This is a genomic window from Pseudarthrobacter adonitolis (assembly GCF_055412845.1).
Genome location: NZ_JBVAYW010000027.1, coordinates 1 through 15,208, shown reverse-complemented (window position 1 = coordinate 15,208; position 15,208 = coordinate 1). Strand labels below are relative to the sequence as shown.

At 63.7% G+C, this 15,208-nt stretch carries 18 protein-coding genes and 1 riboswitch; of the genes, 8 read left to right on the top strand and 10 right to left on the bottom strand.

The window, feature by feature from the left end; genetic code table 11:
• The first annotated feature begins 34 nt into the window (after nt 1-34).
• The 4 genes from ACZYZ4_RS17765 to ACZYZ4_RS17750 all read left to right on the top strand — a co-directional run bounded on the left by ACZYZ4_RS17765 (nt 35) and on the right by ACZYZ4_RS17750 (nt 3,640).
• Entirely contained in the window at nt 35-349 is a 315-nt protein-coding gene (locus tag ACZYZ4_RS17765) for a siderophore-interacting protein (RefSeq protein WP_463863052.1), read from the top strand.
• A complete protein-coding gene (locus ACZYZ4_RS17760; RefSeq protein WP_463863025.1) occupies nt 259-627 on the top strand; it encodes an SIP domain-containing protein in 369 nt (122 codons plus the stop codon). Before ACZYZ4_RS17765 ends, ACZYZ4_RS17760 begins: the two co-directional genes overlap by 91 nt.
• Before the next feature lie 112 nt (nt 628-739).
• The gene (locus ACZYZ4_RS17755; protein ID WP_463863024.1) at nt 740-2,263 is read left to right on the top strand and encodes a UDP-N-acetylglucosamine 1-carboxyvinyltransferase; all 1,524 of its coding nucleotides are present in this window, start codon (nt 740-742) and stop codon (nt 2,261-2,263) included.
• Between the two features lie 150 nt (nt 2,264-2,413).
• Nucleotides 2,414-3,640 (top strand): glutamate--cysteine ligase 2, encoded by a 1,227-nt coding sequence (locus tag ACZYZ4_RS17750; RefSeq protein ID WP_463863022.1) that lies wholly within the window; start codon nt 2,414-2,416, stop codon nt 3,638-3,640.
• A 91-nt stretch (nt 3,641-3,731) separates the two neighbouring features.
• On the opposite strand, the gene ACZYZ4_RS17745 is transcribed toward ACZYZ4_RS17750, so the two are convergent.
• Together ACZYZ4_RS17745 and ACZYZ4_RS17740 are read right to left on the bottom strand one after the other, a co-directional pair.
• Nucleotides 3,732-4,373: a hypothetical protein gene (locus ACZYZ4_RS17745; protein ID WP_463863020.1), complete on the bottom strand. Its 642-nt coding sequence runs from the start codon at nt 4,371-4,373 to the stop codon at nt 3,732-3,734.
• A 173-nt stretch (nt 4,374-4,546) separates the two neighbouring features.
• Nucleotides 4,547-5,170 (bottom strand): LysE/ArgO family amino acid transporter, encoded by a 624-nt coding sequence (locus ACZYZ4_RS17740; RefSeq protein WP_463863018.1) that lies wholly within the window; start codon nt 5,168-5,170, stop codon nt 4,547-4,549.
• 69 nt (nt 5,171-5,239) lie between these two features.
• On the opposite strand from ACZYZ4_RS17740, the gene ACZYZ4_RS17735 reads away from it, so the two are divergent.
• Nucleotides 5,240-6,142 carry a LysR family transcriptional regulator ArgP gene (locus tag ACZYZ4_RS17735; protein WP_463863016.1) on the top strand — a complete coding sequence of 301 codons (903 nt, stop codon included), beginning with the start codon at nt 5,240-5,242 and terminating at the stop codon, nt 6,140-6,142.
• Nucleotides 6,143-6,226: 84 nt separating this feature from the next.
• Nucleotides 6,227-6,568, top strand: a complete 342-nt coding sequence (locus ACZYZ4_RS17730) for a DUF1905 domain-containing protein (RefSeq protein WP_463863014.1) — start codon at nt 6,227-6,229, stop codon at nt 6,566-6,568.
• Between the two features lie 259 nt (nt 6,569-6,827).
• On the opposite strand, the gene ACZYZ4_RS17725 is transcribed toward ACZYZ4_RS17730, so the two are convergent.
• Genes ACZYZ4_RS17725 through ACZYZ4_RS17715 form a run of 3 tightly spaced genes read right to left on the bottom strand, consistent with a single transcriptional unit; the run spans nt 6,828 to nt 8,700 of the window.
• Nucleotides 6,828-8,036, bottom strand: coding sequence for an O-succinylhomoserine sulfhydrylase (locus ACZYZ4_RS17725; protein ID WP_463863012.1), 1,209 nt, complete (start codon nt 8,034-8,036; stop codon nt 6,828-6,830).
• On the bottom strand, nt 8,033-8,446 hold the full coding sequence (locus ACZYZ4_RS17720) for a rhodanese-like domain-containing protein (RefSeq protein ID WP_463863011.1): 414 nt from the start codon (nt 8,444-8,446) through the stop codon (nt 8,033-8,035). The genes ACZYZ4_RS17725 and ACZYZ4_RS17720 overlap by 4 nt, the downstream gene beginning before the upstream one ends.
• Nucleotides 8,443-8,700, bottom strand: coding sequence for a DUF1737 domain-containing protein (locus ACZYZ4_RS17715; RefSeq protein ID WP_463863010.1), 258 nt, complete (start codon nt 8,698-8,700; stop codon nt 8,443-8,445). The genes ACZYZ4_RS17720 and ACZYZ4_RS17715 overlap by 4 nt, the downstream gene beginning before the upstream one ends.
• A 13-nt stretch (nt 8,701-8,713) precedes the next feature.
• Nucleotides 8,714-8,829, bottom strand: a riboswitch (SAM riboswitch).
• Nucleotides 8,830-8,953: 124 nt separating this feature from the next.
• On the opposite strand from ACZYZ4_RS17715, the gene ACZYZ4_RS17710 reads away from it, so the two are divergent.
• Complete coding sequence (locus ACZYZ4_RS17710) at nt 8,954-9,448, top strand: hypothetical protein (protein ID WP_463863009.1); 495 nt, start codon at nt 8,954-8,956, stop codon at nt 9,446-9,448.
• Nucleotides 9,449-9,457: 9 nt separating this feature from the next.
• Here the strand turns inward: ACZYZ4_RS17710 and ACZYZ4_RS17705 are convergent, their stop codons facing one another.
• The 3 genes from ACZYZ4_RS17705 to ACZYZ4_RS17695 all read right to left on the bottom strand — a co-directional run bounded on the left by ACZYZ4_RS17705 (nt 9,458) and on the right by ACZYZ4_RS17695 (nt 11,110).
• Complete coding sequence (locus tag ACZYZ4_RS17705; protein WP_463863007.1) at nt 9,458-9,640, bottom strand: hypothetical protein; 183 nt, start codon at nt 9,638-9,640, stop codon at nt 9,458-9,460.
• A 113-nt stretch (nt 9,641-9,753) separates the two neighbouring features.
• Nucleotides 9,754-10,335, bottom strand: coding sequence for a recombinase family protein (locus tag ACZYZ4_RS17700; RefSeq protein ID WP_463863005.1), 582 nt, complete (start codon nt 10,333-10,335; stop codon nt 9,754-9,756).
• A gap of 265 nt (nt 10,336-10,600) precedes the next feature.
• Nucleotides 10,601-11,110 (bottom strand): matrixin family metalloprotease, encoded by a 510-nt coding sequence (locus ACZYZ4_RS17695; protein ID WP_463863004.1) that lies wholly within the window; start codon nt 11,108-11,110, stop codon nt 10,601-10,603.
• Between the two features lie 1,292 nt (nt 11,111-12,402).
• On the opposite strand from ACZYZ4_RS17695, the gene ACZYZ4_RS17690 reads away from it, so the two are divergent.
• Nucleotides 12,403-12,825 (top strand): hypothetical protein, encoded by a 423-nt coding sequence (locus ACZYZ4_RS17690; RefSeq protein WP_463863002.1) that lies wholly within the window; start codon nt 12,403-12,405, stop codon nt 12,823-12,825.
• A 1,390-nt stretch (nt 12,826-14,215) separates the two neighbouring features.
• Here ACZYZ4_RS17690 and ACZYZ4_RS17685 read toward each other — a convergent pair.
• Both ACZYZ4_RS17685 and ACZYZ4_RS17680 read right to left on the bottom strand, forming a co-directional pair.
• Nucleotides 14,216-14,863 (bottom strand): hypothetical protein, encoded by a 648-nt coding sequence (locus ACZYZ4_RS17685; protein ID WP_463863001.1) that lies wholly within the window; start codon nt 14,861-14,863, stop codon nt 14,216-14,218.
• 143 nt (nt 14,864-15,006) lie between these two features.
• Nucleotides 15,007-15,208 (bottom strand): hypothetical protein (locus tag ACZYZ4_RS17680; RefSeq protein ID WP_463863000.1); only part of this gene is annotated, 202 nt, incomplete at its 5' end.

Genomic DNA, 15,208 nt, shown 5'->3' with positions numbered 1-15,208 from the left:
GCCGGTTCCTGGAGGGGTGTTGCGTGAACCAACCATGTGGATCCGCCTGTGGTTCGACGACGCCGGCAACGGTCACCAGCGCGCCTACACGCTGGTTGATCCGGATTTGAAGGCCTGCACCTTCAGCAGGGACTTCGCCATGCACCACAGCATCGCCGCCAACTGGGCGCGCGGAGCGGAGCCCGGCGACACCATCGAAGCCACCGTCCAGGGTAGCGCTTTCGACTTCCCATACCCCATCCGCGCCGCGTGTGGATCGTGGGCGACCCGGCATCCGTGCCGGCCATCAACTCGCTGCTGGACGAGCTGCGGGTGGTGGACGCCGCCGCCGGCCGCCCCACGCCGGTGACCGCTTGCCTTCAATACCAGCACGATTTCGATCCGTCGCTTTGGGCTGCGAACCGGAGAGTCCGACGTCGTCAGCTGGATTCCGCGCAAACGCTACGGCGCTGCCTGGTGGATTCGGCGTGTGATGCGCTAACTGCGGACTCCGTTTCGGTGGGAAGGGACTACTTCTGGGTGGCCTGCGAGGCGTCCAGTCCGCGCGCCATCGTCAGGCACCTGCGTAAGGTCCTTGGTGTGGACAAGCAGCGGATCAACGCGTTGGGGTACTGGCGGGTGCCGTAGGGCTCCGCCGCGCGGCGTGTCGAGTATCGCATGGAGTGGGTATTCCGGCCGCCAAGCTGCGATATGAGGGCAAGGGACTCGCATAATAGCTCATTTGTGATATTTTTTGTTTATGATTCAGGAAACTGCCGAGCACATCGCCGCTACACTCAGGGACGCCCGGACCGAGAAGGGCTGGACCCAGGGCCAGCTCGCCGCTGCGCTGGGAACCAGCCAAAGCGCCGTCGCCCGGATGGAACAGGGCAAGCAGAACCTAAGCCTGAAAATGATCCACCGGCTCGAAGCGATCTTGGACCGCAGCATCGTCAAAGTGGGCATACCACAGATGACTCATTTGCGGATCGAAGGCGGCTGCACCCTGTCCGGGGCAGTGGATGTCAACAGCAGCAAGAACGCCGGCGTGGCGCTGCTGTGCGCCAGCCTGATCAACCGCGGCACCACCGTCCTGCGCCGCCTCGCCCGGATCGAGGAAGTCAACCGGATCGTGGAGGTCCTGACCAGCATCGGCGTCGAGTGCACATGGCTTAACGACACAGACCTCCAGCTCCGCCGCCCCGCCGTCCTGGACCTTGAAGCCATGGATGTGGACGCCGCGCGCCGCACGCGCAGCGTGATCATGCTCCTGGGCCCGCTCCTCGACGAAACCGCGGAATACCGCTTGCCCTATGCTGGCGGCTGCGATCTGGGCACGCGCACGGTTGAGCCGCACATGCAGGCGTTGCGCCAGTTCGGGCTCTCAGTGGAAGCCACTACCGGTTTCTACGCCGTGCAGGCTCCGCCGCGGGACACGCACGACCGGTCCTTTGTGCTGACGGAGCGTGGGGACACCGTCACGGAGAACGCGATCATGGCCGCGGCGCATCGCCGCGGCACCACCGTCATCCGCAACGCCAGCCCCAACTACATGGTCCAGGACCTCTGTTTCTACCTCGAGATGCTGGGCGTGAAGATCGACGGCGTGGGCACCACCACGCTGAAGATCACCGGGCAGCCGCTCATCGACGTCGACATTGAGTATTTCCCGTCCGAGGATCCCATTGAGGCGATGAGCCTCATCACCGCCGGGATCGTCACTAACTCAGAGGTGACCATCCGCCGCGTCCCCATCGAGTTCATGGAGATCGAGCTGGCCACGCTGGAGCAGATGGGCCAGCAGCTGGTGATTTCCGAGGAGTACGTGGCGCGCAACGGCCGCACCCGGCTGGTGGACGTGACCACCAAGCCGTCGGAGCTGCGGGCTCCGGAGGACAAGATCCACCCGATGCCGTTCCCCGGCCTGAACATCGATAACCTGCCGTTCTTCGCGGTCATCGCCGCCAACGCCCATGGCCAGACCATGATCCACGACTGGGTTTATGAGAACCGGGCCATCTACCTCACCGAACTCAACAGGCTCGGCGCCCAGGTGCAGCTGCTGGATCCGCACCGGATCTACGTCAATGGCCCCACGAAGTGGCGGGCCGCCGAGATAGGTTGCCCGCCGGCGCTCCGCCCCGCCGCCTGCCTGCTGCTGGCCATGCTGGCGGCGCGGGGAGTGTCGGAACTGCGGAACATCTACGTGATCGAGCGCGGCTACGAGGACCTGGCGGAACGGCTCAACACCATCGGCGCCAAGGTGGAGTACTTCCAGGACTAGGGTGCGTCGGATTCTGCACCATCATTCGCGCTGGCCCGGCTTCAGGCCGCGGCATTCCGTTCCACCCCGCTCGGTCCAAGGCATTGATGGAGCAGAATCCGTCGGCCCCGCGGGCTGCCACGTCCTTGTCCGTTGCAGCACAATATAAGCATGCGTACATTCGGCGTCGAGGAAGAGCTCCTGATCGTTGATCCGGACACGGGGGAGCCGCTTGCCCTCGCAGATGCGATGCTGTCCGGCCGCCGGATGGCAGCCGACGACGCCCCGGAACGTCCCTATGTGCTGGCAGCCAAGGACAAAACCGGTCACGACGACGGGACGGGCCTGACTGCCGAGCTGAAGCTTGAGCAGATCGAGACCCAGACCCGTCCCTGCCTCGAGTATGCAGAGCTCTTGCCGCAGATCCGGGCCGGCCGGCTGCTGGCGGACGAGGCGGCCACCAAGAACGGGGCCAGGGTGGCCGCGCTGGCCACGTCTCCGTTTGGCCTCGCCAGCCACACCACCCCGGACCCTCGCTATGCCCGGATGCTGGAACGCTTCGGCCTGACCGCGCAGGAACAGCTGACCTGCGGCTTCCACGTCCACACTTTCATCGAATCCAAGGACGAGGGCGTGGCCGTGCTGGACAGGATCCGGGACAAGTTGGCGGTCCTCACGGCCCTGAGCGCCAACTCGCCGTTCTGGAACGGGATGCCCACGGGATTCGAGAGTTACCGCACCCAGGCCTGGAACCGCTGGCCCACGTCCGGCCCCTCGGCAATTTTCACCACCTACTCCGCATATCGGCGGGTGGTAACGCGCCTGCTGGACAGCGGCGTGCTCTTGGACGAAGGCATGATCTACTTCGACGCCCGCCTGTCTCGGAACCACCCCACTGTTGAGGTCCGCGTGGCCGACGTCTGCCTCCGCGCCGAGGATGCTGGCCTGATCGCGGTGCTGGTCCGGGCCTTGGTCGAATCGGCCAGCCGCGAATGGCGCGACGGCGTGGATCCGGCCCCGGTGCCCACGGTGCTCCTGCGGATGGCGGCGTGGCAGGCGAGCAGCAGCGGCCTGAGCGGCGAGCTGCTGGATTTCGGGACCTTCAGGCCGGCGCCCGCCGTCGACGTCGTGCGGTCTTTGGTGGATTATCTGGCGCCCGTCCTCGCCGAGCAGGACGAACTTTCCTTGGCCCGCCAAGGCGTCGAGGACATCATTACCCGCGGCACCGGTTCAACCGAACAGCGCAGGGTGCGGGACGCGGCGCTGGAAAAAACAGGACCCGACGACGGCGGGCTGGGCGCCGTGGTTGCCCACGCCGTGGGCGTGACGATGCGCGGCACCTCCGGGTTGCTGGAGGCGGACGAAGTCCCGGAGCTGCTCCGGGTGCGCCAGTTCTGAGTTCACCCCGAATCTTTGCGCGAACCGGCAGGTAATGCCCTGTTTTTCGTGTTTTGGGGTCGTTATCTGCCAGTTCGCGCCAGTTCCAGCGTCAACGCCCGGGAAGTGCGTCCGGGTGGTCCTCGGAGGGAGCCAGGGGTTCCTCATAGCGCATCAGCTGGACACCCACAGCGGTTTCTACCAGGTAGAAAACGAACGGCGGAATATCCTTGGTGCCGGCCAGAATGGCACCGAAGACGGGAGCGCTGGCGGTCGCCGTGATGCCGGTCCAGGGTTTCAACGGAGTCAGCAGCAGCCCCGCCCCCAGGGCTGCGATCCCGCCGATATGCAGCCCTGAATACGTCAGGAACGGCCAGCTTGGACCCCGCCGATAGGCGAACTTCTCCAGGTCCGAGGCGCGGTCCGCGAGGGCCACCACGAACAAGGGCGCGCCCGCGAGCAGGGCGGCTGCTGCGCCGGCGGCCAGGGTCTTGGCGGGGCCGGAACGGATGGCGTGGGCGAACCGGACGAATCCGACGGGAACGGCCATGGTCCCGGCGGCCGCCAGGAATTGTCCGGCAACCCAGAGGCTTCGGTGGCGCTCGAGTATGGACAGCCTGATGGCCGGGTCGCGGGTGGCGTGCACGTTCCCCACGAAGGAAATTCCGAGTCCCCAGCAAGCGCCCGCCGCGACGATGACCGCTCCGGCCTTTTGGTATGGCTTGTTGCCCTGCAATGGCTGGTTTCCGTTCATGGCTGGCTCCCGGTGCGGCGGATGCGTTGGCCCAGCAACATCGCAGTGGTGACCATGAAACTACGCCGCACTGCCGCCGAGGTCAACGGCAGTGCTCGAACGGGCAGATACGGCCCTGGTTTTTTCGCTGGGTGAGGGCCCCAAGTGTCCGTTAGCGCCAAGAAACGACGACGTCACGCGCCGACTGCCAGGCGTATACCCAGCGTGAGCATGACCGCAGCGACGAGCCCGTCCAGGATGCGCCACGACGAGGGCCGTGCGAAGAAGGGCCGCAGGACCCGCGCCCCGAAACCTAGCGCACTGAACCAGGCGATGCTGGCGGCGATTGCTCCGCCCCCGAACCACCAACGCAAATCCTGGGCCTGCTGGTTGGCCACAGACCCGAGCAGCAGCACGGTGTCGAGGTAGACATGCGGATTAAGCCAGGTCAGGGCCAATACCGTGCTGAGGGCGGCGCCGAGGCCGACGGCGGGCTGCCGCCCGGACGCCGTTAATGTTCCCGGACGCACCGCCCGGCGCGCCGCCATGACGCCGTAGCCCACTAGGAAGGCGGCGCCGGCAAACCGGACCACGTCCACGATCACGGGGCTCGCCTGGAGCAGCGCCCCCACTCCGGCGATGCCCGCTGCGATGAGCAGCGCATCGGAGACGCTGCAGACCAGGACGACGACGGGCACATGCTCACCGCGGATTCCCTGCCGGAGGACAAAGGCGTTCTGGCTGCCGATGGCCACGATGAGGGCAAGGCCCGTGCCGAAGCCCAGCGCACTGGGGCCTAGAAATGCAGTTAGATCCATATCCTCCAACGTACGGCCGGAGTTATCATTACTCCAGCTAAATATTCTTAGCTATATTAAGGAAAGCTAATGAAGATGTTCCAGTTTGAGCAGCTCCGTACCTTCACTGCCGTCGTTGACGAGGGGACGCTGGAGGCGGCGGCGCGGAGCCTGTACGTCACGCCGTCGGCCATTTCCCAGCGTCTCAAGGCGATGGAGGACGCGGCTGGCCAGATCCTGTTGCAGCGCACCAACCCCGTCCGGCCCACAACAGCTGGGGAAGCCATCCTGCGGTTCGCCAGGCAGGTCCGGCAGCTCGAATGGGACGCCCAGCAGGAGCTCGGCGAGAGCCGGGACCGGCCGACGGCGCCCATCCCCTTGGTGGTGAACGCGGACTCACTCTCCACCTGGTTCATGCCTGCGCTGGCAAGTCTTCCGCCGGACCTAGGCGCGTGCTTTGAACTACGCAGGGAGGATGAGCAGCATTCCACCCAGCTCCTGCGGACGGGATCGGTGATGGCCGCGGTAACCGCAACGCCGGAACCGGTCCAGGGCTGCAGCGTGGAACCGCTGGGTTCCCTGCGGTACCGTGCGGTGGCAAGCCCCGGGTACATCCGGCGCTGGTGGCCCGACGGGCCGGAACTTGTTGCAGGGAGCCAAGCTCCGGTGGTGGACTTTGACCGCAAGGATGACCTGCAGGACGGGTTCTTCCGCACGAAGACCGGCACGGAACTGACCGCGCCGCGGCACTATGTGCCGTCGTCGGCCGAGTTCGCCCAGGCCATCCGGCTGGGACTGGGATGGGGGCTGCTGCCGGAGCAACAGTGCCTGGCAGACCTCCGCAGCGGCGCCCTCGTGGAGCTGGCCCTCGCGAACCCCGTTGACGTGTCCTTGTACTGGCAACGCTGGAAGATCGACTCCCCGGTGCTCAACCAGCTCACCGCCGCTGTCCGGGAGACGGCCTCCCGGCAGCTGCGCCAACCAGGCGCCTGAGCCGGCGTTCGCCTCACCCGCCATTCGCCTGACCCGTCCATGACAGGGGATGCGCCCGGCAACGCGGCATGCCATACTCAGGCCGTGACGTCGTCGTACTCCTTCCGGGCCGAATTGTGGCGCTATCCCGACGAATCCGGCTGGCACTTCCTGACCCTCCCTGTAGTGATCGCCGACGACCTCCGGGAAGAGGCAGCGATGTTCCGGAAGGGCTTCGGCTCGGTCAAAGTCGCGGCGGAAATCTCCGGCTACATCTGGCAGACCTCGGTCTTCCCGGACAGCAAAAGCCGCTCCTACCTGCTGCCCGTGAAGAAGGCCGTCAGGGACGCTGCGGGCATCAGCGACGGGGATGAAGTGGCGGTCCGGCTCGTCATCCAACCCGAAGGCGGGGCACGTATCGGGGCACGGACAAGCGGTACCGGCTGAACTCCGCCGGGAACGATCCAGCAAGGACCTCTTCTTCTCGAAGCACCCCGCGGTGCTGCGCCGGAAGCCACTGGAAGGGCGGCCACCAGCGGGATGTTGGACAGCAGCCGGCCCCAGTCCGGGGGTGCATTCCTACGGTCCTCCCTGCGCGAACGTGCAGATATGCCCCTCAAAACTCGTGGAACAGGGCATTATCTGATAGTTCGCGCCACCCGTTCGCGCCACCCGTTCGCGCGGATGAGACCTCCGCCAATCGGAACTAGATGTGCTTGAGGGCCTGCTCCAGGTCACCGATGAGGTCGTCCACGTCCTCCAGGCCCACTGACAGCCGCACCACACCGTCGCTGAGCCCGATGGCGGAACGGCCCTCGGGACCCATTGCACGGTGCGTCGTGGTGGCCGGATGCGTGATCAGGGACTTGGCGTCGCCCAGGTTGTTGGAGATGTCGACGATCCGCAAGGCGTCCAACAGCGCAAAGGCGGCTTCCTTGCCCGAGCGGTCACCCGTCGTCGCAAGTTCCAACGTGAGGACGGTGCCGCCGGCCTTCATCTGCTTGGCGGCGAGCTCGTACTGCGGGTGTGACTTGAGCAGCGGGTACCTGACCCAGCTGACGGCCGGCTGCTGTTCGAGCCATTCGGCCAGCCGCAGCGCGGACGCGGACGAGTGATTCACACGCAGGGCCATGGTCTCCAGGCCCTTGGTGAGCACCCAGGCGTTGAACGCGGAGAGGGCCGGGCCGGTGTGCCGCATGAGCTGCTTGACCGGGCCGTCGATGAACTCCTTGGTGCCCAGGATGGCGCCGCCCAGGACGCGTCCCTGGCCGTCGATATGCTTGGTCCCGGAGTACACAATCACGTCCGCACCCAGCTCGCCGCAGCGTTGCAGCAGGGGAGTGGCAAAAACGTTGTCGACGACGACTGTGGCGCCGGCGGCATGCGCCAGCTCGCTGACCGCGGCGATATCCACGATCTCCTGCATCGGGTTGGACGGCGACTCGAAGAACACCGCAGTGGTGGGCTCCGACAGGGCCGCCCGCCACTGCTCGAGGTCCGGCCCGTCAACGAACATGGTTTCCACGCCCCAGCGCGGCAGGATCTCGTTCAGGATCACGAAGCAGGAGCCGAACAGTGAGCGCGCAGCGACCACCCGGTCCCCGGCCGCCAATAGGGCACCCAGGGCGGTGAAAACCGCTGACATGCCCGACGCCGTCGCAAAGCACGCCTCGGTGCCTTCGAGCAGGCGGAGGCGTTCCTGGAAGGTGGCCACGGACGGGTTGCCGTACCGGGAGTAGACGAAGCGTTCGTCCTCGCCGGTGAAGGCACGCTCGGCGGCGGCGGCGGATTCGTACACAAACCCGGAGTTCAGGAACACGGGCTCGGTGGTCTCCTGGAAGTTGGTGCGGTCCAGTCCGCCACGGACCGCCTGCGTATCGGCGCTCCAGCCGGCGGCGTCTTCGTTGAAAGTCACTTGGCTATTCCCAGGTTGGTGGGGAGGCAGCGGTTCTTCCAGCCGTTGACGGTGCGCTCGCCGTAGCGGTCCGGCTCGCCTTCGAAACCCTCCAAGACGTTGTAGGAGGTGAAGCCGGCCTGCGTCGCGGCGATAGCGGCGGCGATGGAGCGCTGGCCCGAGCGGCAGAGGAATACCAGCTCCGTGCCGTCGTCCTCCGGTGCCTGCTGTGTCAGGTCGGTGATGAAATCCGGATTGGGGATACCACCCGGGAACGTCCACGGGATGAACAGGGGATCGTTGTCGGTGGCCTTCGTGTCGGGGATGCCGATGTGGGCCCATTCTCCTTCGGTGCGGACGTCCACCAGAATGGCGCCCTGCTCGAGTTTGGCCCAGGCTTCCTGCGGGGTGAGGTCTCCGGCGTAGCTCACGCGTGGCCCTCGCCGTCGAACTCAATGTCTTCCACGGCGCTGGCGACGGCGGCATCCGCGCTCGCGATGGCCGTCGGGAGGATCAGTGCCTGGGCAACAATGACCTTGCCGCCGTTGGACGTTGCGGCCGGGCTGCCGTGCAGGACATACCCTTCGGCGAGGGCAGTGGAAATCCGTTCACAGAAAGACCTGTCATCCGGCCCGGTGACAAGCCGGTAGGACAGTTTCTCTTCAGGGGCGGGTGCGTCAGACACGACGGAACTCCTTCTTTCACGCTTGCAGCTCGAATGGGTCGATATGCCGAGTATTCACCTGAGGCACCCCGCCGCGAAAGGGAGGGTTGCCGACCGGCCAGTCAGGGCTTGGCGCCGGTTCTCATTACTCCCCAAAAACGTAACACTCGCCCCGCCGCGCCGCACCGCCGCCGTCGTCATGTTCCGTAACCAACGCGTGTTCCGTGACCCCGCCGTGCTTCCGTAACCCCGGCGCTGACGGGACAATCGGGTCATGGGGAACATTCGGGGGCACTCACTGACGAGCGCCTGGGCGCGCGTTTTGGCCGTGGGGCTGTGCGCCGTGCCGGTACTGGTGGGGGCGACAAGCTGCCGGAACATTTTCGCGCCGCCGCCCTGCATGCCGCCGGAGTTTTCCGTCTCGCCAGCCGCCGCGAAACCCGGCGACCAGGTCACCGTCAGTGCCCCGGACACCACCTGCGATGCCCGCTACGGCGCCGACGCAAGGGTCCAGGTGGAATTGCTGGCTCCGTACGGCACCACCGTGTTGGAAGAGCTCGCCCCCATGACCGACGACGGCGGCTTCACTTTCGTGTTCACCGTCCCGGCTGGCATGGCTCCCGGGAAGGCCGGGGTCACCGCCTACCCATACAACGTGGACTGGTGCGACGACACCGGGGTGAACAACTGGGTGGGGGCGGGACCGCAGACCCTTGTCGGGGTCTCCTGTGCGCAGCGCCTGGTGCCGCTGGTAATCCTGGGCGGCTGACCCGCATGGTCAACGCAGTTCGCGGGTCAGGAGTTCCTGGAGAGCCGTACTGGGTTCGCTGGGTTTGCCGGCGCCGCTCAGGTAGAGCCCCATATGCGTGCCGTGGTACTCCCAATAGGCGAAGCTGAGGTTGTTCTCTTCGAAGAGTGCCAGCATGTCGATGACCCACTGGCCACCGCCCTTGCCCTGCATCTGGAAGGCTTGCCGGACCCAGGCCGAAACTCCAGGACCGACATGTGTGGATTTGATCGCTCTTTGGCGGCATTCTGTGATTGCTTGGTGTCGCCCCCAGGGATGCTGCTCGGCTAATCCTTGAGTGCCCGCGACCGTCTATAAAACGTTGCTCGGGATATTCCGAGATCGCGTGCAACCTGCGCAGCGGGTTCGCCGCTTTCTACCAGGCGCACTGCGCTTCGAATCTGGCTGTCGGTGACCCGGCGGGGCCGGCCGCCCAAGTCCTTTCCGGCTTCTCTACGTTTGCTGATGGAATCGGTGACGCGTTCGCGCTTGATCTCGTGTTCCATTTGAGCGAGAGCGGCCATGATCGTGAACAACATCGATCCCATAGGGGTTGAAGTGTCGACGTCGCCCCCGCCTAGGTTGAGGACGCGCAGGCCCGCGCCTCGGCTGCGGAGTTCGTCGGCGAAGGTAAGCATGTTTTGGGTGGATCGCCCGAGACGGTCCAGCGTTGTGATGACGAGCGTGTCGCCGTCGATCATCGCGTCGAGTGCCCGATCGAAATGGGGTCGTGAAGCCCTCGCCCCAGACACACCGTGATCAACGTAGAGGTCATCGCGTCGGACGCCGGCGGCCAGAAGGTCCGCCTGTTGCCGGTCGGTGGACTGCTGCCGGGTCGAAACACGTGCGTAGCCGATCAGTTTCGTCATGGGCTGCTCCGAGGTGTCTCGTAACTAACGGTGGATACAGCGATTCAACCAGAAGGTTGTGAGACATAGTTACGAGAATCGCCGACCTAGGACGAACTCGCAGGAATCAAGGAAATTTGAGGCCGTCCCGTCGTCGCGGTCGTTCAGTCGGTGAGACGTCTCATATCCCAACCGCCTCGAAACCCTAGCTGTACAAGACAGAGGGCGGGCAACTATGCGGTGTAGAGCCAGGGCCACGACAAGTGACTTTCTCTGTTCCTTGGTTTTAGAGGCCCGGTGAGCAGGTGCCGCGGCCGAGGGCTGCCAGCCCCGTGAGGTCGCCATCGGCGTAGGTTGGCCGTTGATAGCTTGCTTCGGGGTGCATCAGTTCGGTGGGGTCATCGACGTGGTCCAAGCCAACGAGGTGGGCGAGTTCGTGTGCGATGACTGAGGGTTTCAGTGTGGGGCCCTCGACGGCGGACGCTTCGGCGAGAGCCGGGGTGTTGAGGACGACTTGGCCGGTGACGTATACGTAGCGATCTTTGGTGCTGGGTGAGACGGCTATGCTGCCAGCGTAGCCGAGCGCTTCTGCGAATCGAATGCCGCTTTGTTCGCGTGAGAGTCTGGGTGATTCGTCAGAGTTGGACCATGCTACGAGGACGGGAACCCAGCGGTCGCCGTAGCTGTCCGGCTGGTACATGGGGCGCTCGTCTGATGGGGCTTCCAAGGTTTCACCGTCGTTGATGAATTGCAGGCCGGTGACCCGGGAGAGTTCGGTGAAGCCTTCGTTGATCATGTCCTGGCCGCGCTCGGGTGAGTTTGCGGCCCTCGTGACGTAGTGGACGGGGCGGCACGGGTCGTAAGCGACAACGTCCTGCTTCAGTTCCGGCAGGCCCAGGAATGCATAAGAGTCGCTTTGTGTTGTGAGCGGCGCTGGACTTCCTAGTGGCGCGGGCTGGGATTCCCTTCCAGGCGTAGGGGTGGTCTTGGAACGGCCAGCGGTTGCTAAAGGAGCAGCCTGTGTCGGCACCTCCTCTTCGCTGCCGGGAGAAGTAACAGACGAGGCTTCCGCCGCCGGCTGCTGAGTTTCTGGAACACGCTGAGTGTGGCCGTGCGTGGGAGCTGCGACTGGCCATCCGGGCGGCCAACCCCCTGCTTGATAGGCCTGCAGAGCTACAAGGAGGCCAGCCGTTACAAGAGCCCCAATCAACCAGCCGTAGGACCGCTTCTTCGCCGGCCGAGGCTGACTGCCATGAGGGTCAAGCTGCGCGCTCAGGTCCTCTCGAATCTCCCCGTAAGCAGGGCGCCGCGGGGTTGGTTCTGCCGGTGAGAAAACCTCCGCTCGTCTCGCGTCTTCGTCAACTTGCCACTGAGGGACACATCGCGGTGATGTTGGCCCTTCGGGGCCTTCGCCAGCCTTCAACGGAGGGCCAATGCGTGAACGTCACCCGCGGGGGCGTAGATGCGCACCGGAAGGCGTGCAGCTGAAGACTCTTTAGTGTCGCGGAACTCATCAGGCCAGCCACGACCTACCCGCTGCATCGCCCATACCCCGCTCTGGCCGCCCATCGACTCCCCCGTCTTCCTGATCGCTTTGGCTTTCAGAAGCCTACATTTAAAGGGCGACCTTTCCTGAAGCCGAAATACAGAAAACGAAGGCGGGCCCTTGGTGTGCTGAGTCACCGGCTTTCCAAGGCTTCCGGTAAGGGATTGCCATCCCTTACCGACAGTGGAAATTCTTCTTCCATCCGACGCGATGTGTTTCATAACCAAAGTGAGTCGAAACGCTACGGTTTCGGGATGCCAACGAACCCGGCTCCCTTCAGTTTTTGCAGGAAAGGTGGGCTGGTTGCCGGACAGGATCCGCACCTCATCTTGCTGCCAGTGATGCTGCCGTCCTCGCTCAATTGCGAAACGGCTTGGGCTGGGCTTTCCCCTCTTTCTAGCCTGTACGCCCCGCTTGTCGTGTGCAAGGATGACTGAACTAACCTCCGGGGGGATGGGGTATCAATGACGATCAGATACGGGCACAAGGTCACGGCAATCAGTACCGTAATTGGGGCGAATGTCTTTCTTTCAAGCTGCGCAGTGGACGCGCAGCAGGCGGGCGAACCCCAGCCCATAGCCACGCAGTCCTCAGCCGCTCCGAAGCTTGCGGCGTTCGGTTCTCTTGATGATGCCCGTCGAGCTGTTGCCGGCGTTATCGGCTGCGATGAGGAGCCCAAGACGGACCCCATCATCAACCCGGATCTGGCAGGTTTCACGGCTGAATACATCGTTTGTGCAAACCGTGTCCAGGTTGTGTGGTTCAAGACCGAAGAGGCCCGGAGTGCCGAGCACCAGCTTCACAGCGATTCGGCCCAGCCTCTGACCATCGTGGAGGGTGAGAACTGGATGGTCGTGGACATGTCGGAAGCACTAAATGAGGCTCCAAGCGGCAAAGATTTGAGGGCACTGGCTGGGGAACTCGGTGGCGATTTCCGGTACGTGAGCGGGGCAGAATCTTCCTGAATTCGCGGAAATCACGATCTGATCTTTTCCCGGTACGTCCGGTCAGGGTTCACCTACGGGCATTTGCCTGCGAGTCGCATCTATTTCTCGTCTGCGCGCTCGGGAGAGCGTTCCGGATGCTTAGGGTCTCTGCCGCGTTCGCGCCAGTATTCACGGCGTTGCCACAGTGAAAACCGAGTTGCCCAGATGACGAAAATCGTTGTCCCCGCAGCAAGGACGGCAAGCTTTATCCAGAACCAGGGCTGGGAATTAAGTGGCATGAAGTTCAGCGTGATCGTGGCCAAGGCCAAGACCACGCCGAAGTAAACTAAGCGGCTTAGCCTCCGCTTAACCTCCGGGTTCGCTTCGGCTCGAGGCGGGCGTGCCTGTTGCTTTCTCGGGAATTGCGATGCCATACGTGAACTGAAGCACGAACGGTAGGAATCCGGTAGCTCGATCGGTTGTAAGCGAACCCGTGGAGGGGTTGACTATCAGGACCCAGCAATAGCGGCAATCATAGAGACAGACATGCTGGCAATTGGCGTCAGGGGGACTACATGTGGAAATCGGGATTAATCCCATTTCTCATGGTGCTGCTGGCAGCTTGTGCGCCGTCCGCGCCAGCAGACTACCCGCGTGTCGCCTCTGCCGATGATCGCTGGGGTGTCGGTGTTGGTTTCCCCGTCTATGAATCCTTGGACCACTGCGAGGATGACCCGAGTGTCGAGAAGTCCGTCATAACCGCCGATATGCCTACTTCCCGCCTTGGTATACGCCTGGATGCAGGATCGGCAGAGGTCGACGCGGTGCGAGTCGCAAATTGCGTTGATCAAGCGCTAAGCAGCGGGAAGGTCACGATACTTTCCCCAGAAGAAGTCAGCCAAGGTCCACCATTGCCATCAACTCCGCCTTCCCCTGAAGCCGATGATGGGGCCGGCGCAGCCGAGCGCAGTGATTGCCGGGAGTCGTTCACTTGGCCAAGTTCTTCAACACAACTGCCTGCGCTTCCGACTACTTCTGCAACTGCCGCCAACTGCGGGCCCGAACCCGCCCCACTGACCGAAGAACAAATGCGCAGGGCCACGCCCGCCCCGATGCCCCTTCAACCTCAGCCCAATGGGGAAAGGGATTCAGCGGACTCTCAGGCCCAGAGCTCAAATGGAGAGCACCGCGAATGGACCTCCGAAAGAATGAGGAGCGCTTCGCCTGCACCAATGCCCAGCACTCCCTAACCATGGGAATCGAACAAACTGGCTATCAAGCTGCCGGCCGCCTACCAGGTCGGAGACGCGACGCGGCTGAGTGTGCCGATAAGGGTTCCCCGTCGAACTCGGTGTCTCGAAACCCCTACGCCTCAAAACCCTAGGGTTGTGAGGCGACGGGAGGTTTCAGAATGATTGCCCCCAAGCCCTTACTCAGCAGGCCTGACCAAAATTGTGCACGAGGGGTCAACATCGGCGGCCCAGGCCAGAGTCGGCAATTCTGCGCCCTCAAGACCGCCGAGTTCAAGAGCGGCTTGAGCTGAGAAATGTGCCGACTGAATTGATTGTCCGTTGGCCACAGCTGCATAAAACTGTGCGGCATAAGTGATGGCGTCCCCATCATTGATCTCATCGGCCATTCCGATAGCGAAGGGGGTGACCTCGTTCACGAGTTGGTCAATCTGGGCCGCTGAGTTGCAAGAGTTGAGAAGGACCAAGAGCGGTGGGTTATCCGTAGCCTTGACTGCGGAAGCAAACGCCCGGGCGCTAACTATGACGCCCTCATGCTGCTCGTCCTGGTCACGTTCGAACATGATGAGGTCTTCGTTGCTGTGACCGGAGAAAGGCACTACGTGAGGCCGGAACTTAGTAATTCCATCGAGCAGGTCTGAAGTGGTTGCTGCCGGCCGCACGTCCAATTCGACAAGATCCCGGTGCAGGGCGCTTTCTACGGCTGCTCGGATACGTTTCTGCTCCCTCCCTACGCGGAGGTCGCCCTCGGAAGCCGCACCAAGAATAAGGATCCTCAAACGCTCTGGCTTTGGAGAAGGCAGACTCCGCACAACACTGCTGGCCATGGCTTCAGCCTGAACGATCCGACGGTTAAGGGCGGCAGAGTCAGCCCCCCTACGGCGGTCCGTCTGCTGTTGCTCACGCTTTCGTTTGCGCTCGGCGGCGTCGGCCTCGGAGCGCTCGGCCGTCAACAACTTGCCCTGTAGGCTCAGTTCTTCCCGCGCGTAGGCAATCGCTTATCCTGCCAGCGGTTAGCTTCCTTGCCCGCCGCTGCGGCGTCATTCTCATAGCGCTCTGAACCGTGCCGGGTTTGATGCCGCTTCCTTTTTTGTGAAGGATTGCGATTATGCCCAAGCGATACCCCCAGGATCAGCGTGAGCGTGCCGTGCGGATGGTCCTGGACCATCTCG